Source organism: Oerskovia turbata, from assembly GCF_000718325.1.
In the GTDB taxonomy this organism is placed as follows: Bacteria; Actinomycetota; Actinomycetes; order Actinomycetales; family Cellulomonadaceae; genus Oerskovia; species Oerskovia turbata.
On the sequence record NZ_JOFV01000018.1, the window covers coordinates 36535 to 56045 of the forward strand.

The 19511-nt window shown below is 73.8% G+C and carries 28 protein-coding genes; 21 read left to right on the forward strand and 7 right to left on the reverse strand.

The genetic code is table 11. The annotated features are described in order from the left end of the window. Positions 1-178 precede the first annotated feature (178 nt). Positions 179-400, reverse strand: coding sequence for a PIN domain-containing protein (locus IE95_RS0116195; RefSeq protein ID WP_051703210.1), 222 nt, complete (start codon positions 398-400; stop codon positions 179-181). A gap of 115 nt (positions 401-515) precedes the next feature. Here IE95_RS0116195 and IE95_RS0116200 point away from each other — a divergent pair, with 115 nt between their 5' ends. From IE95_RS0116200 to IE95_RS0116215, 4 genes are all read left to right on the forward strand, one after another. Beyond that, positions 516-959, forward strand: a complete 444-nt coding sequence (locus tag IE95_RS0116200) for an SMI1/KNR4 family protein (protein ID WP_030152711.1) — start codon at positions 516-518, stop codon at positions 957-959. Continuing rightward, positions 956-1360, forward strand: a complete 405-nt coding sequence (locus IE95_RS0116205) for a hypothetical protein (RefSeq protein WP_030152712.1) — start codon at positions 956-958, stop codon at positions 1358-1360. Before IE95_RS0116200 ends, IE95_RS0116205 begins: the two co-directional genes overlap by 4 nt. Before the next feature lie 68 nt (positions 1361-1428). Then, complete coding sequence (locus tag IE95_RS0116210) at positions 1429-1626, forward strand: hypothetical protein (protein WP_030152713.1); 198 nt, start codon at positions 1429-1431, stop codon at positions 1624-1626. A gap of 56 nt (positions 1627-1682) precedes the next feature. Further along, the gene (locus IE95_RS0116215; protein WP_030152716.1) at positions 1683-1976 is read left to right on the forward strand and encodes a DUF1905 domain-containing protein; all 294 of its coding nucleotides are present in this window, start codon (positions 1683-1685) and stop codon (positions 1974-1976) included. Here the strand turns inward: IE95_RS0116215 and IE95_RS0116220 are convergent. Both IE95_RS0116220 and IE95_RS0116225 read right to left on the reverse strand, forming a co-directional pair. Next, on the reverse strand, positions 1966-3711 hold the full coding sequence (locus IE95_RS0116220; protein ID WP_030152719.1) for a SulP family inorganic anion transporter: 1746 nt from the start codon (positions 3709-3711) through the stop codon (positions 1966-1968). The genes IE95_RS0116215 and IE95_RS0116220 overlap by 11 nt on opposite strands. 107 nt (positions 3712-3818) lie before the next feature. Continuing rightward, positions 3819-4205: an ArsR/SmtB family transcription factor gene (locus IE95_RS0116225; RefSeq protein ID WP_030152721.1), complete on the reverse strand. Its 387-nt coding sequence runs from the start codon at positions 4203-4205 to the stop codon at positions 3819-3821. A 16-nt stretch (positions 4206-4221) separates the two neighbouring features. Here IE95_RS0116225 and IE95_RS20565 point away from each other — a divergent pair, with 16 nt between their 5' ends. After that, positions 4222-4407 (forward strand): GNAT family N-acetyltransferase, encoded by a 186-nt coding sequence (locus IE95_RS20565; protein ID WP_129429636.1) that lies wholly within the window; start codon positions 4222-4224, stop codon positions 4405-4407. Positions 4408-4667: 260 nt separating this feature from the next. Further along, the gene (locus IE95_RS19180) at positions 4668-5108 is read left to right on the forward strand and encodes a DoxX family membrane protein (RefSeq protein WP_036572372.1); all 441 of its coding nucleotides are present in this window, start codon (positions 4668-4670) and stop codon (positions 5106-5108) included. 71 nt (positions 5109-5179) lie between these two features. Here IE95_RS19180 and IE95_RS0116240 read toward each other — a convergent pair whose 3' ends face one another. Next, positions 5180-6538 (reverse strand): ferredoxin reductase domain-containing protein, encoded by a 1359-nt coding sequence (locus IE95_RS0116240; RefSeq protein WP_051703211.1) that lies wholly within the window; start codon positions 6536-6538, stop codon positions 5180-5182. Positions 6539-6735: 197 nt separating this feature from the next. Here IE95_RS0116240 and IE95_RS0116245 point away from each other — a divergent pair, with 197 nt between their 5' ends. Then, positions 6736-7350 (forward strand): DUF305 domain-containing protein, encoded by a 615-nt coding sequence (locus tag IE95_RS0116245; protein WP_030152728.1) that lies wholly within the window; start codon positions 6736-6738, stop codon positions 7348-7350. Positions 7351-7366: 16 nt separating this feature from the next. On the opposite strand, the gene IE95_RS0116250 is transcribed toward IE95_RS0116245, so the two are convergent. Then, on the reverse strand, positions 7367-8020 hold the full coding sequence (locus tag IE95_RS0116250) for a TetR/AcrR family transcriptional regulator (RefSeq protein ID WP_030152731.1): 654 nt from the start codon (positions 8018-8020) through the stop codon (positions 7367-7369). Positions 8021-8070: 50 nt separating this feature from the next. On the opposite strand from IE95_RS0116250, the gene IE95_RS0116255 reads away from it, so the two are divergent. The 4 genes from IE95_RS0116255 (at position 8071) to IE95_RS0116270 (ending at position 9904) form a co-directional block, all read left to right on the forward strand. Then, positions 8071-8766 (forward strand): DUF4386 domain-containing protein, encoded by a 696-nt coding sequence (locus IE95_RS0116255; protein ID WP_051703212.1) that lies wholly within the window; start codon positions 8071-8073, stop codon positions 8764-8766. Positions 8767-8853: 87 nt separating this feature from the next. Beyond that, a complete protein-coding gene (locus IE95_RS20920; protein ID WP_030152735.1) occupies positions 8854-9135 on the forward strand; it encodes a hypothetical protein in 282 nt (93 codons plus the stop codon). Between the two features lie 58 nt (positions 9136-9193). Further along, positions 9194-9484, forward strand: coding sequence for a DUF4287 domain-containing protein (locus IE95_RS0116265; protein WP_030152737.1), 291 nt, complete (start codon positions 9194-9196; stop codon positions 9482-9484). Positions 9485-9601: 117 nt separating this feature from the next. Further along, positions 9602-9904 (forward strand): hypothetical protein, encoded by a 303-nt coding sequence (locus IE95_RS0116270; protein WP_030152739.1) that lies wholly within the window; start codon positions 9602-9604, stop codon positions 9902-9904. A 58-nt stretch (positions 9905-9962) separates the two neighbouring features. Here the strand turns inward: IE95_RS0116270 and IE95_RS0116275 are convergent, their stop codons facing one another. After that, positions 9963-10379: a VOC family protein gene (locus IE95_RS0116275; protein WP_030152742.1), complete on the reverse strand. Its 417-nt coding sequence runs from the start codon at positions 10377-10379 to the stop codon at positions 9963-9965. A 91-nt stretch (positions 10380-10470) separates the two neighbouring features. Between IE95_RS0116275 and IE95_RS0116280 the strand changes: the two genes are divergently transcribed. Together IE95_RS0116280 and IE95_RS0116285 are read left to right on the forward strand one after the other, a co-directional pair. Beyond that, positions 10471-10755, forward strand: coding sequence for a hypothetical protein (locus IE95_RS0116280; RefSeq protein WP_030152745.1), 285 nt, complete (start codon positions 10471-10473; stop codon positions 10753-10755). A gap of 108 nt (positions 10756-10863) precedes the next feature. Next, positions 10864-11508 carry a nucleoside/nucleotide kinase family protein gene (locus tag IE95_RS0116285; protein ID WP_030152747.1) on the forward strand — a complete coding sequence of 215 codons (645 nt, stop codon included), beginning with the start codon at positions 10864-10866 and terminating at the stop codon, positions 11506-11508. Here IE95_RS0116285 and IE95_RS0116290 read toward each other — a convergent pair. Further along, on the reverse strand, positions 11486-12223 hold the full coding sequence (locus IE95_RS0116290; RefSeq protein WP_030152749.1) for a DUF4097 family beta strand repeat-containing protein: 738 nt from the start codon (positions 12221-12223) through the stop codon (positions 11486-11488). The two genes, IE95_RS0116285 and IE95_RS0116290, sit on opposite strands and share 23 nt — an antisense overlap. Before the next feature lie 300 nt (positions 12224-12523). On the opposite strand from IE95_RS0116290, the gene IE95_RS0116295 reads away from it, so the two are divergent. The 8 genes from IE95_RS0116295 (at position 12524) to IE95_RS0116330 (ending at position 19498) form a co-directional block, all read left to right on the forward strand. Then, on the forward strand, positions 12524-13774 hold the full coding sequence (locus IE95_RS0116295) for an ROK family transcriptional regulator (RefSeq protein WP_051703213.1): 1251 nt from the start codon (positions 12524-12526) through the stop codon (positions 13772-13774). Then, on the forward strand, positions 13758-14747 hold the full coding sequence (locus IE95_RS0116300) for a polysaccharide deacetylase family protein (RefSeq protein WP_084690361.1): 990 nt from the start codon (positions 13758-13760) through the stop codon (positions 14745-14747). Before IE95_RS0116295 ends, IE95_RS0116300 begins: the two co-directional genes overlap by 17 nt. Then, entirely contained in the window at positions 14744-16171 is a 1428-nt protein-coding gene (locus IE95_RS0116305) for an MFS transporter (protein ID WP_084690362.1), read from the forward strand. Before IE95_RS0116300 ends, IE95_RS0116305 begins: the two co-directional genes overlap by 4 nt. A gap of 45 nt (positions 16172-16216) precedes the next feature. Then, positions 16217-17032, forward strand: coding sequence for an MBL fold metallo-hydrolase (locus IE95_RS0116310; RefSeq protein WP_030152758.1), 816 nt, complete (start codon positions 16217-16219; stop codon positions 17030-17032). Positions 17033-17132: 100 nt separating this feature from the next. Beyond that, entirely contained in the window at positions 17133-17933 is an 801-nt protein-coding gene (locus tag IE95_RS0116315) for a class I SAM-dependent methyltransferase (protein ID WP_030152759.1), read from the forward strand. Positions 17934-18037: 104 nt separating this feature from the next. Then, positions 18038-18676, forward strand: a complete 639-nt coding sequence (locus tag IE95_RS0116320) for a hypothetical protein (protein WP_036572376.1) — start codon at positions 18038-18040, stop codon at positions 18674-18676. A gap of 59 nt (positions 18677-18735) precedes the next feature. Beyond that, positions 18736-19173 (forward strand): alternative ribosome rescue aminoacyl-tRNA hydrolase ArfB, encoded by a 438-nt coding sequence (gene arfB / locus IE95_RS0116325; protein WP_030152764.1) that lies wholly within the window; start codon positions 18736-18738, stop codon positions 19171-19173. A gap of 145 nt (positions 19174-19318) precedes the next feature. Beyond that, a complete protein-coding gene (locus IE95_RS0116330; protein ID WP_030152766.1) occupies positions 19319-19498 on the forward strand; it encodes a hypothetical protein in 180 nt (59 codons plus the stop codon). Positions 19499-19511 lie beyond the last annotated feature (13 nt).

A 19511-nucleotide genomic window follows, 5' to 3' on the forward strand; every position in this document is an offset into this window, starting at 1 on the left:
ATGAACAGCAACCTCAACAAGTGGTCCCGGGAGCGCAACGAGGACGGGGCGGTTCGGGTGGCGGGTCCTTGGCCGTTCGATCCGGTGAGTGTGGAGGTCGCGGCTGATGGACGGAGCGCGACGGTGTCGGGGTGCACGGTCGAGGATTGGACCATCGGCCGCGACGACCCGGTCGTCCTCACGTCGCGCCGAGCAGGCGGATCGGCAGGCGGCCCACCCGGCCCAACCGTTCCCGACCGGCGTCGACCGACAGATCGCCCCGGTGCACGGCCTCGTGCAGCGCCGACAGCATCTGCGACCGAAGGAGGGTCGGCGCGAGCAGCTCGTGAGCGCTCGACACCTCGGCGGAGGTCTCGACGAGTCGCAGGACGGCGCCGGAGTCGACGACGAAGCGAGTCATGGTGCGCCTCACGGGTCGGTGGTGCGTGCCTGGTCATGGTCCCGCGCTGGAGTGACGCGCGCACCCGGGCACGTGACGCCGTCGGGCTGTCCCAGGCCCCGGCTAACCTGCACGTATGGTGCTGCCCCCCGACCTCCTGGCGCGGCTGGACGCCACGGTGGCCCTCTACGGCGCGGGCGAGCCCTCGACGTGCGACGAGATCGAGGAGGCCGTGAGCGGCCTCGACGTGGTCCTTGACCCTGGGTACGTGGAGGTGGTCGGGCGGCACGGCGGCTGCTTCGTGGGCGTCCCCGTCCACGGCCTGTGCAACGCGTCCTCGCTCGAGGACACCGACGTCGCGGCCCTCACGCGCGCCTTCCGCGCGGACGGCTGGGCCGTCGCGGACGAAGGGCTCGTGATCGGGTTCGACGGCCCGGGCAATCCCCTCGTGATCACGAACGACGGGCCCGTCGTGACCTTCGACCACGACACGGGCGAGCGGCACACCCTCGCCGAGACCTTCGCGGACCTGCTCGACGAGAACCTTCCCGACCTCCCGCTCACCGGGCCGCCCGCATGATCCTCGCGCAGCGCAACGTCCTGGGCGGCCCCGACCGGGACGTCGGCGCGGTAGTCCGGCTGCGCCGCGCGCTCCAGGCCGAGTGCGCCCCGCTCGACGTCCCGGGCCTGGACGAGCTCGACGTCGTGCTCGCGCTCGGCGGCTCGGTCACGCCCTCGGCCGGCCCGGCCGGTGTCCGCAACGTCCGGTTCTCCCGGTCGCGGCGACGGATCACCGCCACGGTCGTCGTGCCTGCGCACGAGCTCGACGCGACGACCCCGGAGCTCGACGCCCTGCTGCCCCACCTCGCCGAGCTCGCGGCGACCGTGGCCGCGCGCTGCGCCCCCGACGCCCCGGATGCGGTCCGTTCGGCGCTCGCGGGCGCGTTCGAGCGGGCCGTCGCGACCGCGACCCGCGCCTGAGCGGAGAGGGGAGTCGAGGCGCGGGCGCAGTCCCGGACACTGGTATCGGCCGTGGAACGATGTCGCGCATGACCGAGCTGACCCTTCACGACGACGCGAAGCGGCGCGTGGTGCGCACCAACCTGATGCTCATCGGGATCCTGGCGCCGCTCCTCGGGCTGAACGCGGTCACGCTCGCGATCACCACGCGGAGCATCGCGCTCCCGCTCGTCTTCCTGGGCCTCCTCGTCACGTTGTTCGTCGTCGTGGTCGCGATCCTGGTCTGAGCTGCGCGCTCGGCGCAGGAGCGGCGGGCGGCGCGTCCTCGGGGGACGCTGGGCGGATGGAGATCGAGGCCGTCGGCGAGGTGTGGCACTGGCGGGGGCCCGCGCCCTTCCACTTCGTGACCGTGCCCGACGACGAGAGCGCCCGCATCCACGAGGTCGCGGCCCTCGTGACCTACGGCTGGGGCATGATCCCGGTCTCGGCGCGCATCGGGGGCACGACCTGGACGACGTCGCTGTTCGCCAAGGACGGCCTGTACGTCGTGCCGCTCAAGGACGCGATCCGTGCGTCAGAGGGCGTCGAGCTGGGCGACACCGTCACGGTGCTCCTGACGCTCGACGTCACGCGCTGAGGGGATTCCGGGGGCCCGTGGCCCCGGCGGCGCTCGCGGGCGGGGACCCGGTCCCGGCCTGAGCTCGCGCGACGTGCGAGCGCGCGTGCTCGATCGCGGGCGGGAGGTCGGCGAACAGGTGCTTCTCGTGACGCAGCTCGTCGAGCACGCCGACGCGTGTCAGCACGGGCAGGTGGGCGGGCTGGATGCCCTTGACCAGGACCGTGACGCCCGAGCGCTCGAGGCCCGCGACGAGCTCGCCCAGCGCGTGGGCGCCCGTCGCGTCGACGAGGCGCAGGTGCGAGAGCCGCAGGACGACGACCAGGGCGTCCTGGTCGTCGCGGATCTGGGCGTGGATGCGGTCGGCGGCGCCGAAGAACATGGCGCCGTCGAGCCGGTAGAGCGCGATGTGCTCGTCGCCCGGCAGTGCCGGCCCGGGCAGTGGCTCGCGGTGCACGGCCGCCGCCTTCGCGACCGACCGCAGCGCGAAGAACGCCGCGACGAGGAGCCCGATCTGCACGGCCTCGATGAGGTCGACCGCGATCGTCACGACCGCGGTCACGACGAGCACGACGGCATCGGCCCGGGTCGAGGTCAGCACGGCACGGAGCGTCGCGACCGAGACCATGCGCACCGCGGTGACCATGAGGACACCGGCCAGCGCCGCGAGCGGGATCGAGGAGACGGGCCCCGTCGCCAGGTAGATGACGCCCAGGATCACGACCGAGTGCACGACGGCCGCGAGCCGCGTGCGGGCACCCGCGCGCACGTTGACCGCGGTCCGTGCGATCGCGCCCGTCGCGGGCATCCCGCCGAACACGCCGCTCGCGATCGACGCCAGACCCTGGCCCACGAGCTCGCGGTCGGGGTCGTAGCGGTGGGAGGCGTCGTCGGGCACGGTCGTGGCGCCCGACGGGCCGCGCGACGACCTGACGGGCCCGCCCTGCGCGGGCGACGGCATGGCTGCGGCGACGCGGGCCGAGAGGAGCGACTCGATCGCGGCGAGCGCCGCGACCGCGACCGCGGGGCCGATCAGCGACCGCAGCATGCCCGCGTCGAGGGGCGGCACGGTCGGGAGCGGCAGCGAGTCGGGCAGCGCCCCGATCCGCGCGACAGGGGCGCCCGTGAGCTGGACGACGACGGTCGCGAGGACGACCGCGACGAGCGACGCGGGCAGGGCGGGCGCGACGCGCGGCAGGACCAGCATCACGACGGCGACGAGCGCCACGGTGCCGAGCGTCCACAGCGCCGCGGGGCTGTTCGCGAACGCCGCGACCACCGAGTCGACGGCGACGACCAGCGGGTTGCCGCCCACCGCGCCCGAGACGCCCAGGGCCGCGGGGACCTGCTGGAGGAAGATGATCGCGGCGATCCCGGCCGTGAACCCCTCGACCACGGGCCACGGGATGAACGTCACGACGTGCCCCAGCCGCGTCACCCCGGCCAGCAGCACGACGACGCCCGCGAGGATCGCGACGAGCGGCACGGCCGCGGGGCCGTGCTGGGCGACGATCGGGGCGAGGACGACGGCCATCGCGCCGGTCGGCCCGCTCACCTGGACGCGCGAGCCGCCGAACACCGCGGCCACGACGCCCGCGACCACGGCCGTCACGAGGCCAGGACCGGGACCGACCCCGGCACTCACACCGAACGCGAGGGCGAGGGGCAGGGCGACCACGCCGACCGTGATGCCCGCCAGCAGGTCGGCGCGCAGCGTCCGCGGCCGCAGGTCGACGTCGGCGCGCGAGGGGAGCAGGTCGCGCGGGGACCGGGCGGAACGGGCCGAGCGGGCTGAGCGGGTGGAGCGGGTCGGCGGGGTCGAGCCGACGGGCAGGGTCGGCCCTGACGGCCGGGGCGTCCGTGTCACTGCCCGGTCCGTTCGCTCTCCCCCTGGAGGGGAGGCAGCTCGTCCGCAGCGGCGAGCTGTCGCCCGGACGCGTCGAGCGTCTCGCGCAGGAACGCGCGTGCGACGACGAGCAGCTCGGCGACGAGAGGCCTGCTCAGCCGGTAGACGACGGTGTTGCCCGTGCGCGACGACGTCACGACGCCGGCGCGCTTGAGCACCGCGAGGTGCTGGGACAGGACCGAGGCCTCGACGCCGGTCGCGGCGAGCAGGTCGCTCACGGGGGCCTCGTGGTGGGGCGCGGCGCTGAGCACCTCGAGCGCCTGGATGCGGGTGGGGTGCGCGAGGGAGCGGAACAGCTCGGCCTTGATCGCGTAGAGCGGCGCCGTGGTGGCGGTGGTGGGCACAGGACCTCCTGAAGACTTGACGAGTTTAGCAACTCCTCAATCCATCTTCCCGTACCGGTGCCTCGTGCACTCGACGCGCAACGAGGCGTCGTGCAAGGTCGCGCTCGCCGCAGGGTTCGCGCCCGAGGGCACGCTCCGGGAGAGCGGCAAGCACGTCGACGGCTGGTACGACATGCACCTGCACGCGCGTCTCGCGGGCTGAGCCCGGCCTCATCTGGTCCTCATCCGCGGTGGCTACGCTCGCCGAGCCATCACATATCCGGACGTCACGGTGCTTTCTTCGCGAAGCGCCGCGTGTCCGCACGCTCTCGACGAGGAGAACAGATGCCTGCTGCCGGACCCCAGACCTTGCTGTCGCCCGCGCCGACCTCGCCTGCCACGCCCGCCGCGGCGACCTCACCGCAGCCGCCCCACACCATCGCACTGCCAGCGCGGCCCGGGCTCCGGGGACGGTGCGACGCCGTGGTCGTCGCCCTGGCCGTCCACCTGACGCGGTGGTCGGTTCCCGCGCTCCGGGTCTCGCTCGGCCTCGTCTTCCTGGGGTTCGGGGTGCTCAAGTTCTTCCCCGGGGCGAGCCCGGCGGAGCAGATCGTCACGCAGACCGTCGGGGCGCTGACATTCGGCGTCGTCGAGGGGACGGCGGCCGTGGTCCTGACGGCGGTCGTCGAGACCGTCATCGGGCTGACGCTCCTCACGGGGCGATGGTTGAAGGTGGGCCTGGTCGTGCTCTCGGTCGCGCTGGTCGGCATGATGTCGCCCGTGGTGCTCTTCCCCGACGAGCTCTTCGGCGACGGCATGACGCTCCTGGGCCAGTACATCCTCAAGGACGTCGTCTTCGTCGCCGCAGCTGCCGTGGTCGCGGCCGTCACGCTCGGGGCGCGGCTGACGTGCGACACGCGCTGACGCGCTGAGCCCGCCGCAGCCCGACGGCGCCACGCGCGTGACGCCGTCGGGCGGGGGGAGGGCGACGCGCCTCAGGAGTCCCAGATGGCGCCGAACGCGGGGATGCCCCGTGACTCGAGGCCCTCGACGACCTCGAACGTCGTGGGACGGTTCGAGATGCAGATGACGGCCTCGGCGCCGGTCGTGCGCACCGCGTCGAGCGCGAGGGCCACGAGGTCGGGCTTGCCCAGGGCGCGCGTGTCCCACACGAGGGCGTCCGGCAGCGACTCCGTGATCTCGGCGACGAGCCCTGGACCGAACGTGGCATCGGGCGTGCGGGTGACCCACACCAGGTGGGCGGGTGCGCCCGCGAGCAGGCTGGGCAGGCACGGGCCGATCCCGCTGCCCGTCGTGATCCACACGACCTTGCGGAAGAGCTTGCCGACGTTCCCTGCCCCGGCCGTGGGCACGCCACGAACCCACACGTGGTCCGGCGGGGAGTCGATGAACGACCCCGTCCAGTCGCCCGCCCGGGAGATCGCGAGGCGCAGCTCGGGGCGGCTCGGCGTGACGAGGTTCGCGAACGGGTGCCACTGGCCGAGCGGGTGCCGGGCGATCGTCGTCGAGGACCCCACGAACGTCCGCGGGTCGTGGTGGAGGCGCACGATCGCGACGTGGGACGACGGCGTGTGCACGTCCACCGCGACCTTGCGCAGGTGCAGCCACGGCAGCCCCACGCAGACGACCACGACCGCCAGGACCCACGTCGCGGGGGCCGTGAGGATCGCGGCCCACGGGTCGCTCGGCGCGAGGTCGTGCGCGAACAGGACGGTCAGGGCCCCAAACCCCACGAGGGTCGACCAGCCGCCGAGCCGGTGGCTCGTCTCGAACAGGTCGTGGCGCCTGCGGCGCAGCGGCGCGGTGGCCAGGGCGGCGATCGTCAGCAGCAGCAGCGTGAGCGCGACGACGACCCCGAGGGTCGGCCCCGACAGCAGGCCCTGCCCGGTCGGGCTCAGGGCCGTCGCGGCGAACACCGTGAACCACGCGGTCGCGGAGATCGCGGCCCCGACATGGATACCGCCCAGGTGGTAGACCTTCGCGAGCCCGGCGCGGACGCGCAGCGGCCACGTCACGGGTGCGCTCGTCGCGACGCGGAACAGCAGGTTGACGACGTGCTGCTGCCGGATCACGGCCGCAGCCCCGAGGTTCAGCGCCGCCGCCGTGAGGGTCAGGTCCAGGCGGGCGGGCGTCGACGTGCCCGGGAGCAGGGCGACGGCGGCCGCGACGTTGATCGCCAGGACCAGGACGACGAGCCGCACGTACGGCATGAGGGCCGGGCGCGTCCACAGGCGCCGCCACCCGGTGAGCAGGGGCGGGAGGTCCGCCCGGTCGGCGGTGCACGCCACGGTGGTCGTGGCCGAACGGTGGTCTGTGGAGCGGGGGGAAGTCATACGGTGGCCTCCTCGTCGAGTGCGCTGACCATACTGTGGCGGCGACCCCCCGGGCGCGGGATCCACAGGGTGATCCCGGAGGCGCGCCACCCGTCCGGGGCACAGCCGGCTCCCAGGCTTCGCACCTACCCTGGGCGGACGCTCGCCGGAACCGGCGCCCGCGTGCCCCGGCGATCCCGAGACACACCGGAGTCCTCATGAAGAAGCTGCCCGCCGCCCTCACCGCGCTCGTCCTGACCGCCGCCCTCGCGGGCTGCTCGGCAGGGAGCGCGTCGTCCTCGGGGGAGGCGGGCGCGCCCGCCGCGAGCGGCTCCGCGGGTGCCCCTGCCGAGGTCAACGACGTCGACACGCACTTCGTCGCGATGATGACCCCGCACCACGAGCAGGCCGTCGAGATGAGCAAGATCATCCTGGCCGTCGACGGGGTCAGCGAGCCGACGCGCGACCTCGCGCAGCGCATCCTCGACGGTCAGACCGAGGAGATCGGGACCATGCGCGGCTGGGCCGACGCCTGGGGGATGGACGACCTCATGCAGATGCACTCCGTGCACGTCGCGAACGGCATGCTCACGAGCGACCAGATGGGTTCCCTCGAACGTCTCGCGGACGCGAGCACGGGTGACGCGACCGCGGTGGCCGCGGCCGAGACGACGTTCCTCGAGCTCATGCACTCGCACCACGAGGGCGCGATCGCGATGACGCAGGGCGAGATCGAGGGTGGCGGCCACGCCGAGCTCCGCGCCCTCGCGCAGGTCATGGTCGACGTGCAGACGGCCGAGATGGCCGAGATCGACACGCTGCTCGGGCGGTAGCCGGCCCGGCGGCGGGTCAGTTCGGCGGTGCGAAGCCCGCGATCCCGTCGAGCACGACGGCGAGGCCCACGTCGAACTCGTCGCCGAACGCGTACCCGGGCCGGAGCACGAGCTCGGTGGCCATCTCCGTGAGGTGCGGGTACGACGTCGCCATCGACTCCTGCTGGGCCATGACGCCGGTCGCGACGTCGGCCATGTCGCCGTCGGCCGGGACCGGCAGCGCCTGTTCCTGCAGCGCGAAGCCGCGCACGTAGCTGTCGAACAGGGCGAGGGCGTGCCCGGTCGCGGAGACGGTGAACCCGTCGCGGCGCAGCACGCCGATCATGGCGTCGAGGTGCGCGAGACGCGCAGGCCCCGGCGTGGACCGGGAGTCGAGCAGCGCTGTCGCCCAGGGGTGTCGTGCGAGAGCGGTCCGGGTCGAGCGGGCGACCTCCTCGAGGCCGGCCCGCCAGCCGGTCCCCGGGCGGGGGGAGGCAATCTCCCCGATCACGAGGTCGACCATGCCGTCGAGGATCTCGCCCTTGTTGCGGACGTGGTGGTAGAGCGACATGGCCTCGACGTCGAGGGTCGTGGCGAGCCGCCGCATGCTCAGGGCTTCCAGGCCGGCCTCGTCGGCAAGGCGCACGGCGGCGCGCAGTGCGCGCTCTCGGGTCAGGGGGGATCGGGCCATGGAGTCACCTTACAGCGTATGGTAGCGTCGGGAATCCAGCCTTACACCGTATGTCCGACCTGGAGGGCACCATGTCCGAGCACCCCACGACCCAGATCGACCGGCGCACGACCACCGCGATCGGCATCCTGCTCCTGTCCGCCTTCGCCCTCTACGGAACCGGGAGCCTGCTCGCGGCAGGTGCCACGTCCGCCGTCGGACCGGGGACGGACGGGGTCACGCCCGCCCTCGGCGCAGGCGTCGTGCTGATCCTCGCGAACTCCCTCGCCGTCCTGGCCATCGGCATCCTCTTCGTCCCCGTCCTCTCCCACCGCAGCCCGGTCGCCGCGACCACCTACCTCGTGGCCCGCGTCGTCGAGGCCGCACTGCTCGCCGTCGGCGGGGCAGCGCTCTGGGCGCTCGCGGCCGCGCAGGGCGACCCGCTCGTCAGCGGGGTGCTCGTCGCTCTGGACGACGCCGCGTACGCCCTGGGGATGGTGACGCTCGGAGCGGGCAGCGTGGTCCTGTGCGTGACCCTGCTCCGTGCGGCACTGCTGCCACGCGGCATCGCGCTCTGGGGAGCGGTGGGCTACGCGCTCTTCGCGCTCGGCTCGGTGCTCGAGCTCCTCGGGGTCACGGGGGCGGGCCTCGTCCTCGCCGTCCCGGCAGGTCTGTTCGAGGTGGTCCTCGCGATCTGGCTGATCACGGTCGGGCTCGGGCGGCGACCGGCGCGCGCCAGGGACGCCTCGGGCGTGCTCACGGTGTGAGGCTGGCGCCGCAGCGACCGATGAGTTCCGACCCTCCGCACGGTCCACCCCCTCGACCACCCGTCCTGCGCACTCCTGGAGGTTCCTGTGACTGACACCCCGGCCGCCTCCGCGACCTCCCCCGCGACCGCCCGGACGCTGCAGGGCCCGGGCGCCACGCTCCACCACGAGGTCAGGGGCCAGGGGCCGCTCGTGGTGCTCGTCGGGGTCGGCGAGGACTCGACGGGTCAGCTCTGCGACCGGACGTCGACGGCGCTCGCGGCCCTGCTCGGCACCACGACCACGCTCTTCCCGGGCGACCACACGGGCTTCGTCGACCACCCGGCCGCCTTCGCCCAGCGCTTGCGCAAGGTGCTCGGCACCGCTTGAGCCGCACCGGGCCAGCCACCACCCCGACCCGCCCCACCCACCCGACACGAGGAGCACCATGTCATTTCAGGCCTACCTGGACGCCGTCGAGGACAAGACCGGCCTCACCCCGCGCCAGCTCGTGGCGATCGCGCACGAGAAGGGCTACGACGACCCGGCCGTGAAGGCCGGCGTGATCGTCGAGTGGCTCAAGGAGGACTACGACCTCGGCCGCGGTCACGCGATGGCGATCGTCCACGTCATCAAGAAGGGCCCGACGATCGACAGCAAGCACGTCGGCTCGACCGGCACGCACCGCGACGAGTCGGACACCCTGTGGTTGGACGGCAAGGCGACCAAGCCCGCCTGAGCGTCGCCCGGCCCTGCTGCCCGACGACGGCTCGCACCCTCCGCGCACGGCGAGCGGGCAGGCGCTCGGCGGCGGGCACGCCGACTGCCGCAGGCGGGCTTCGATATCCTCCACGCCATGCGTATCCCCAAGGTCGTGGCCGGGTGGACGGTCGCGGCCGTCGTCGTCACGACACCGGTCGTCGTCTGGGTCGCGAGCTGGACGACGACCGAGCAGACCTGCGTCGTCGAGAGCGACGTGGCCCCGCACGCGAACCGTTCCCGGACGTACTACGACGTGCGCACGTCGTGCGGCCTGCTCGGGGTCAACGAAACCCGCCAGAGCCGGTTGGACGACGCGATCGACCCGGGGCAGACGTACCGCATGACGATCGAGGACCGGACGATCGCGCAGTGGCTGATCGACGTCGAGGAGCTGTGACGGCTTCGGCCGGTGGGGGACCGCGCAGACGCGGCCTGACCGGAGGCGGGGCGGAGAGTCAGCCCACGAAGAGGCAGAACGGATGACCTGACGGGTCCGCGTAGACGCGCAGGGGCTCCTCGGGGTCGTCCGACCGGTCGCGGAGCAGGCGGGCGCCGAGCGCCAGGGCGCGTTCGTGCTGGGCGTCGAGGGCCTCCCGGTCGGGGACCGTGCAGTCGAGGTGGAGCTGCTGAGGGACGGCCGGCTCGGGCCAGGTCGACGGCAGCAGGTGCTCGACCTGCTGGAACGCGAGCGGCACCCCGCCCGGCGAACGCAGGACCAGCCAGTCCGCGCCGGCAGGGTCCGGCCGGCCGGTCGCGGGCGGCTCGTCGCCCGCGCGGTACTCCAAGCCGAAGAGGGCGCGGTAGAACTCGGCGAGGCCGCGGGCGTCGGTCGTGTCGAGCACTACCTGCCGGATCCTCGGGAACGTGGTCATCGTGGACGCCTCCTGGTAGCGGTCGACAGGCTCCCACCGTGCTCCGGGTCCGGGCAGCCCGCACTCCGCGCTGCATTGGTACGTTCCTGCCGTGGACACGCCGCCGACGACAGCGCTCGACCGTCTGGCCGGCCTCGCTGCGGACCTGCCCGAGGTACCCGGCCCGCAGGAGGTCGAACGCGTGGCCGCGGCGGTGCGGGCCGCGGCGCTGGACGGGGCGTCCACCGACCAGATCGCGACGGTCGGCCACCTGTCCGTCCGCTGGGTCGAGGAACTCCTCGGGGACGCGTCCGCGAACGGCTACGGCCCTCACGGCTCCCGCGCTCGCCCGCGTCCCCACCGTGCCCGCGGTCGAGTGACACCCGGGATGCGCTGAGCACGACCGCAGGGCCGGCCGCCGGTCGGGCGTCCGGGATCCGTCCCGCGAGGTTCGGCCGGCGATCGGTCCCTCGTCGCGCGGAGGGCGCCGTGGCATCCTGGCCCGGTGCGTGTCGAGCCGGTCAGCCAGGAGGTCCTCGTCGCACGGGTCGCCGCGCTCGTCGTCGAGCGCTTGCGCGGCGACGGGCCGTCGACGAGGGTCCTCGTCGACGGCCACCCCTCGACCCGCCCGGAGCGCCTCGCCGACGCGCTCGTCGAACCCCTGCGTGTCGCCGGCCGCCCGACGGCGCGCGTCAGCGTGCGGGACTTCCTGCGGCCCGCGTCGCTGCGGCTCGAGCACGGGCACGAGGACCCGGACTCGTTGCTCGACGAGTGGATCGACGTGGAGGCGCTGAACCGGGAGGTGCTGACCGCCGTCGGGCCGCAGGGGGAGGGACGCTACCTGCCCAGCCTGCGCGACCCCGTGACCTCGCGCTCGACGCGCGCCGGCTACGTCGAGGCGCCACCGGGGCTCGTCGTCCTGCTCGACGGGTCCCTGTCGCTGGGGCGCGGGCTCGACGTCGACCTGACCGTCCACCTGGCACTCCAGGACGCGACCCTCGCGCGGCGCACGCCCCCCGCGGACGCCTGGACGCTGCCCGCGTACGAGCGCTACCGGGCCGAGGTGGCGCCCGAGCGGACGGCCGACGTGGTCGTGCGCGTCGACGACGCGCGGCGCCCCGCCTGGGTCACGCGCCTCGCGAGACCGTGACCCGCCCGTTGGACGAGGACGCGTCGATCGAGAACTCGCCGTCGGGGTCGTCCGGGACGGTGACGTCGGTGCCGCCCAGGTCGGTCTCGGCGCGCACCCGGTAGCTGCCGTCGGGGACGGTGACCTCGACCCTGCCGTTGTCGGTCGTCGCCCGGACGTCCTGCGGGGTCGTGAGGGTCAGCTCGACCGCCCCGTTGGACGTCTCGGCGTCGACGCCCTCGGTGCCGCCGAGCCGCGTCCCCGTGACCTTGCCGTTCGAGGTCCGCGCGACGATCCCGTGGTCGATGTCGGCGAGGGTGATGGACCCGTTGGACGTCTCGACGTCCACCGCGCCGGTCGCGGTCAGGTCGATGCTGCCGTGGTCGGTACTGCCCGTGACGGGCAGCCCCGCGGGCAGGTCGACCGAGTAGCTCGCCGAGCAGTGCCGTCCGCACCCGGACAGGACCAGGACGCCGTCCTCGACGCGGTGCGTCTCCTGCTCGGGGTAGGCGCCCGCGTAGTCGACCGTGCGCTCGATGCCGACCTCGGTCGCCGCCGCGTCCCCGCGCAGCGCGACGGACCCGGCGCCGAGGTCGAGGCGCACGGACGTGATCTCGTCCGTGACCGTGTAGGTGTCGGTCGCGATCGATCGCGACCCGAACCCGCACGCCCCGAGCGCGAGCGCCGTGACGGCGACCAGGCCCGCCGTCACCAGTCGCCGGTTCGTGGTCCGCATGTCGATCCCCTGTTCGTCGTGTCCGAGGTGTTCGTGAGGTGGTGGGGGCCCCACCCCCCGGCGGGGCCCACCACCATCGAGGCTAGGACGGAAGGGGCTCGGGGCGACATCGGGTGTTCCCCCCATTTCGCCCTCGGGGTCAACCCCGAGTCCGGCGCAGGCCCTGGTGGCGGGGGTGCGGGGTGAACCTTGCTCGTTCGCCGAGCGGTCCCGAACTTCTGCGGGGTACTCTCGCCCGGGTAGGGAGGTTTCCGACCTACCCATGTCCGGGGGAACGACCGTCGACGGAGAACGGTAGACATGCTTCTTGCAGGAGATCAACGACTGCTCCGGGAGATCAACGCCCGCGCGGTCCTCGAGGTGCTCGACGCCCACGACACGCTCGGCAGGCCCGAGATCGTCGCGGCCACGGGCCTGTCCAAGACCACCGTGGCCCTCGCGCTGCGCACGTTCGTCGAGCAGGGGCTCGTCGAGGAGGCCGGCCTCGACCACGACCGACGCGGCCCCGCAGCCACGCTGTACCGCGTCGACCCCGAGCACGGCTACGCGCTCGCGGTCGACATCGGGCACGTGCGCGTCCGCGTCGCCCTCGTCGACCTCGTCGGCCGCGTCCGCGCCCGCGCCGAGCAGCCGCTGTCCGCGAAGGAGCCCGAGGCGCGCGCGAGCGCGGTCGAGAAGCTCGCAGCGCACTGCGTCGCCGCGGTGCGCCACGACACGGGCGCCGAGTCCGTCGCGATCCGGTGCGCCGTCGTCGGGCTCCCGGCGATCGTGGGCGCCGACCACGCCATGGTGCGCCGCGTCCCCGGCCTCGAGAAAGGCGGACCCACGCTCCACGCCGCCCTCGAAGAAGGCCTCGGATGCCCCGTCGTCCTCGAGAACGACGTCAACCTCGCGGCGATCGCCGAGCAGCGCGTGGGCGCGGGCAAGGGCCTCGACTCGTTCGTCCTGCTGCGCCTGGGCATCGGGCTGGGTGCAGGCATCGTCATCGACGGCAAGCTGCACCGCGGCGCGTCCGGCGGGGCCGGCGAGGTCGCGTTCCTCCCGCAGCCCGGCCGCGCGCTCGGTGCCGAGAGCGTCGGCGCCGCGTCGCTCCAGGCGTCGGCCAAGGAGGCGGGCCTGCCCGCGGGTCTCGCACCGCACGAGGTCCTCGACCTCGCGACCGACGGCGACGAGCGCGCCGTCGCGGTCGTCGACGAGCTCGCCGGGCGCCTCGCCGTGCTGATCGCGTCCGTCGCGCTCCTGCTCGAACCGCAGAAGATCGTCCTCGCGGGCGTCGCGCGCGAGGACGCGGTCCTGGGCCGCGTCCAGACCTACCTCACCGAACGGGTCGGCATCCTGCCGATCGTGGTCGAACCCAGCGCCGTCGCGGACGACGCCGTGCTGCTCGGTGCGGCGGCCCTCGCCCGGGACACGCTGCGGGACCAGGCGTTCAGCGCCGCGGTCCGGCGCGCCGCCGAGTCGGAGGACCTGACCGACGACGACGCGCCCCTCGACGCGGACCTCGCCACCGGCCTCTCCTCCCGAGGGGTCGACGATGCGCGCACCCTCTGACCTCGTGACCCGGCTCGGCCTCCCGCCGGACGCCCGGGCGCTGATCCTCAACGCCGACGACCTCGGCATGTGCCGCGCCGCCAACCGTGCGATCACCGAGCTGCTCGTCGCGGGTCACCTCGACTCCGCGACGCTCATGGTGCCGTGCCCCTGGGCGCCCGAGGCGCTCGCCTTCGCGGCCGACCGCATCGACCTCGACCTGGGCGTGCACCTCGTCCTCACGAGCGAGTGGACCCGGTACCGGTGGCGCCCCCTCACCGGGGTCGGGACGACCCTCGTCGACGACGCCGGATACTTCCCGGCCGACTGCCGCAGCGTCGAGCTCCGGGCGAGCGACGCGGACGTCGCGGCCGAGCTCGCCGCCCAGCTCGACGCGGCGCTCGCCGCAGGCATGGACGTCACGCACCTCGACAACCACATGGGCTCGGTCTACGGGCTCGAGACAGGCCGCAGCTTCCTGCCGCAGGTCTTCGAGCTCGCGGCCCGTCACGGCCTGCCGTTCCGGCTGCCTCGCACGGTCGGCCTCGGACTGCCCGACACCTACCGCTCGTCGCTCGACCAGGCCGCGGCCGCGGCCGACGCGGCCGGCGTCGTGATCCTCGACCACCTCGCGACGCACCCGTTCGAGCTGCTCGGGGAGGGGACGCCCGACGAGGAGGACTACGCCTCGATGAAGGCGGGCTTCCTCGATCTGCTCCGCGCGACCGCACCGGGAGTCACCGAGGTCTTCCTGCACCCCATGCTCGACGACGACGAGCTCGGCGACGTCGCCGACCACGCAGTCGCCAAGCGCGGCTTCGAGCGCCGGCTGCTGGCCGACCCGGACGTCGCCGCGACCCTCGCCGAGGAGGGGATCGTGCGCGTCGGCTGGCGCGACCTCCGCGACGTCCAGCGCGGGCTCGCACCCCGGGCGCGCGACGCCTCGGGCACCCCGGTCGCCCGGGCGAGCGACGCCGTCGGGGGTGCTCGATGAGCGCGCTCACGGCCCTGCGCGACCGTCGCCTGACCGGCCTCCCCTCGCGCGCCCAGACCCTCGCCTACGGCGCCTCGGCGTTCCCCGCGAACCTCATGGCGCAGACGTTCTCCGCGTTCGTCGTGTTCTTCTACGTCGACCACCTCAAGGTCCCCGCGGGCTGGGTCGCGGGCGCGATGGTCGCGCACGGGATCCTCAACGCGCTCCTCAACCCGCTCGTCGGCGCCGCCTCCGACCGGCACCGCACCCGCTGGGGGCGGCGTGTCCCGTGGATCGGGCTGGGGATCGTGCCGCTCGTCGCGGCGTTCTCGCTGCTGTGGATGCCTCCCGAGGTCAGCCCCGCGGGTCTGCTCGTCTGGTTCCTCGTAGTCGTCGCGGTCTACGACGTCGCGTACGTCGCGGTCGTCCTCAACACCTCGGCGCTCTTCCCGGAGATCTTCCGCACGACGGCGGAGCGCGCCCGCGGCAACACGCCGCGCCAGATCTTCGGGCTGGTCGGGATGATCCTCGGCACGGCCGCGGCACCGTTGCTCTACGGGTCGCCGCTCGGGTGGGTCGGCATGGGGCTCGTGCTGGGCGCGCTGTGCCTCGCGTTCTTCGTGTGGTCCCTCACGGGCATGGTCGAGCGGCCCGTCGACGAGGTCGAGGTCAGGGCTCGCGAGGCCGCGCTGCCGCTGCGGGACCAGCTCCGGTACACGTTCGCGAACAAGGCCTTCGTGACGTACGTCCTGGGGTCCCTGCTGCTCCAGTCCACGACCGCGATCCTGCTCGCGTCGGTGCCGTTCTACGTGCGCTACGTGCTCGGCGGCGCCGAGGCCGACGCGACGCTCGTGCTCGCGCCGATCTTCGTCGTCGCGATCCCCTCGATCGTCGGCTGGTCCTGGGTGGTCCGCACGGTCGGCCCGCGCCGGGCGTTGCTGTGGTCCGTCGCGGCGTACGGCGTGGCCGTCGGGCTGTTCATGCTCCCCGGCTCGCTGCCGGGGGCCATGGCCGTGGCCGGGCTCGTGGGCATCGGCGTCGCGGGCATGATGCAGCTCCTCGAGGTCGCGCTCGGGCAGGTGATCGACGACGACGAGCGGCGCACCGGTCTCCGCCGCGAGGGCATGTACTTCGGGGTCAACGGGTTCGTGGTGCGCGGCTCGGTGATCGTGCAGGCGGTCGTGATCGCCGTGGTCCTCGGCGCGACGGGCTACGACGCCGGGCTCACGGTGGCGGCCCAGCCGGAGACCGTGTCGACCGGGATCCGGGTGCTCATGGGCGGCGTGCCGCTCGTGGTCGCCGGGCTCGCGTGGCTCTGCTTCTGGGCGTACCCGCTGCGCGGGCTCGACGTGCCGACGGTGGGTGGCGCGGGGGACGCGGCCGGTGGTGTGCCGGGTGGTGCCGGTGACGACGAGCCGCAGGATGCCGAGGCGCTGAGCCGCTGACGCGCCGGGCATGACAAGGGCTCGACGAGGGAGAGGACGACCCCGATGACGTGGTGGATCTGCCGGACGTGCGCCGTCGAGCACGCGGACCGTCCCGAGGTGTGCGCGATCTGCGCCGACGAGCGCCAGTGGGTGCCCGCGGACGGTCAGGCGTGGACGACGCTCGACGAGCTCGCGGCCGAGGGGCACGAGGTGTCGGTGACCGAGCTCGAACCGGACCTCTTCGCGCTCGCGGGGCACCCCGGGGTGGGGATCGGGCAGGAGTCCAAGATCGTGCGGACCCCGGCCGGGATGCTGCTGTGGGACCCGGTCGGGTACCTGGACGACGACGCCGTCCGCCGGGTGCGCGAGCTGGGCGAGGTCGTGGCCGTCGTCGCGAGCCACCCGCACATGTTCGGCGTCCAGGTCGAGTGGAGCCGTGCGCTCGGGGACGTCCCGGTGCTCGTCGCGGAGGCCGACGCCGGGTGGGTCGCCCGCCCCGACCCGGTGATCGAGACGTGGTCCGAGGACCGCGAGATCCTGCCCGGTGTGACGCTCTCCCAGCCGGGCGGGCACTTCCCGGGCAGCGCGGTCGTGCACTGGGCGGCCGGCGCCGAGGGCCGCGGTGTCCTGCTCAGCGGCGACACGATCTTCGCGAACCCCGACCGCACGTCGGTGAGCTTCATGCGCTCCTACCCGAACCGCATCCCGCTGTCGGGGGCCGTGGTGGACCGGGTCGCGACCCACGTCGAGCGGTTCGCGTTCGACCGGCTCTACAACAACTTCGAGGGTGTGATCCCGGTGGGTGCGCGGGGCGTCGTGCGCCGGTCCGCGGACCGGCACGCGGCGTGGGTGCGCGGGGACTTCGACCACCTCACGTGAGGACGGCGCGCGGTGGGGCGGCCCGACGCGATGCGACGCGACCCGAGGGATCGTGGGGCCGGCCGTGGACACCTCGCCCAGACCCCGACAGGATGTCCGCGTGAGCACCGGACCCGCGCTGGACCCCGAGATCCTCGACTTCTACACGGACCGCTACCGCGAGGAGCGGCGTCTCCACGCGACCGCCCACGGTCGCCTCGAGCTGCTGCGTACGCGTGAGCTGCTGGACCGGTTCCTCCCGTCGCCACCGGGCCGGGTCGTGGACGTCGGCGGCGCGACCGGCGTGCACGCGGCGTGGCTCGCCGAGGTGGGGTTCGAGGTGGACCTGATCGACCCCGTGCCCTCGCACGTGGCCCAGGCGGGCGAGGTCCCGGGTGTCCGGGCGCAGGTCGGCGACGCGCGGACCCTGCCCTTCGGGGACGCGTCGGCCGACGTCGTGCTCCTCCTCGGACCGCTCTACCACCTCACGGCGCGCGCCGACCGTTTGCTCGCGCTGCGCGAGGCGGCCCGGGTAGGCCGCCGGGGCGGCGTCGTGGCGGTCGCGGCGATCAGTAGGTACGCGGGCCTGCTGGAGCTCGCGGCCGTGGGCGAGGTCAGCGACGTGACGGAGCCGTCGCTGCGGCGCGCGATCGAGACGGGTGTCAACGATCCGCGGTCCGGGTTCACGACCGCGTACTTCCACCGGCCGGACGAGCTCGCGCGGGAGATGGCGGAGGCCGGGCTCGCCGAGGTCGCGGTCTACGGCGTCGAGGGGCCGAGCGCCCCGGCGCTCGACAACCTGCCGCTGGACGAGGCCGAACCCCTGCTGGGTTCCGCGATCCGGGCGGCGCGCCTGCTCGAGCAGGACCCGGCGCTGATCGCCGCGAGCCCGCACTTCCTGGCCTTCGGCCGGGTGGGCTGACTGTCCACGACACGCTTGTGCGATCCATCACAAGCGTCGCCTCTTCTGTGCCCGGAGATGCGACGATCGAGACAGCCCGAGGTCCCACGACGGAGGAGACTGCCATGAGACCGCTCGTACGACGGACCGCCACCGCGGCGTTCCTGGTCGGGGCGCTGCTCCTGACCCGACGCATGACCATGACCTGGGGGACGCGCGACGGCGAACCGTCCGAGCCGCTCGCAGGTGACGAGATCGTCCCGTGCGCCGACACGGTCGCGACCCGCGCCGTCACGATCGACGCCCTGCCGCGCGAGGTGTGGAAGTGGGTCCTGCAGCTCGGCCAGGGGCGAGGCGGCTTCTACAGCTACGAGTGGCTCGAGAACCTCGTGGGCTGCGACATCGAGAACGCGGACCGCATCGATCCGCGGTGGCAGCGCCTCGCGGTCGGGGACGACGTGCGCCTCCACCCTGACGTCGCGCTGCGCGTCGCCGCGATCGTCCCCGAACGTCACCTCGTGCTGCGGGGAGCCGTCCCGGTCGGTGCGTCGGCACCGCCGTACGACTTCTCCTGGTCGTTCGTGCTCCGCCCCGCCGCCGACGGCGCGACACGCCTGCTCGTGCGTGAGCGCTACGGCTACGCGCGGTGGTGGTCCGGGGCGATCGTCGAACCGGTCCAGCCCGTCAGCTTCCTCATGAGCGCGCGCATGCTGCGCGGAATCCGCGACCGCGCCGAGGGACGCGCGGGTGAGAGGGCCGCCTGAGGCGAGCGGCGCCGTCGAACCGGCCGCCGACCCGGCTGTCGACGCGGGATGATGGACGGATGCCCACCACCCCGCACCGAGGTCTCCCGGTGAGCGCGGCCCTGACGGTCCCGGAGGCCGAGCTCACCTGGCGGTTCTCGCGCGCCTCGGGGCCCGGCGGGCAGGGGGTCAACACGACGGACTCGCGTGTCGAGCTGTCGTGGGACGTCGAGGCGTCGGCCGTCCTGACCGATGCGCAGCGGGCTCGCCTCGTGGAGCGCCTCACCAAGCGGATGGTCGGGGGAGTGCTCACCGTGACGGCCTCGGAGCTCCGCGAGCAGCTCCGCAACCGGGCCGCCGCGCGGACGCGGCTCGCGGCGCTCGTCGCCGAGGGCCTCACCCCGCCCGCGCGGCAACGGCGTGCGACGCGCCCGACGCGCGGCTCGCAGGAACGTCGCCTCGCGGCGAAGAAGCAGCGGACCACGACCAAGCAGATGCGCCGCCGCCCCACGGACTGACGGTGCCCGACGGCGGCGCACCGGTCCGTCCTGCTCGGCATCGAGCTCGTGAGCCTCGTGTGCGCCGTGGAGGGCCGGATCGGGGCAGGATACGCAGTGACCCGGTACCGACCGGTGCCGGGAGCCCGACGGAGAGGACGAGGACATGAGCGAGTCGAAGGGTGGCGCCCTGGGCGGCCTGGGCGGGTTCGTCGAGAAGGCCAAGGAGGCCCTGACGGACGAGCGCATCGACCAGGTCGCGGAGCTGGTCAAGGGCCGCACGTCGGACTCGGTCGACCAGCACGTCGACACGGTCGCTGAGCAGGCCAAGAAGCTCAACGGCTGAGCCGAGCGTCATC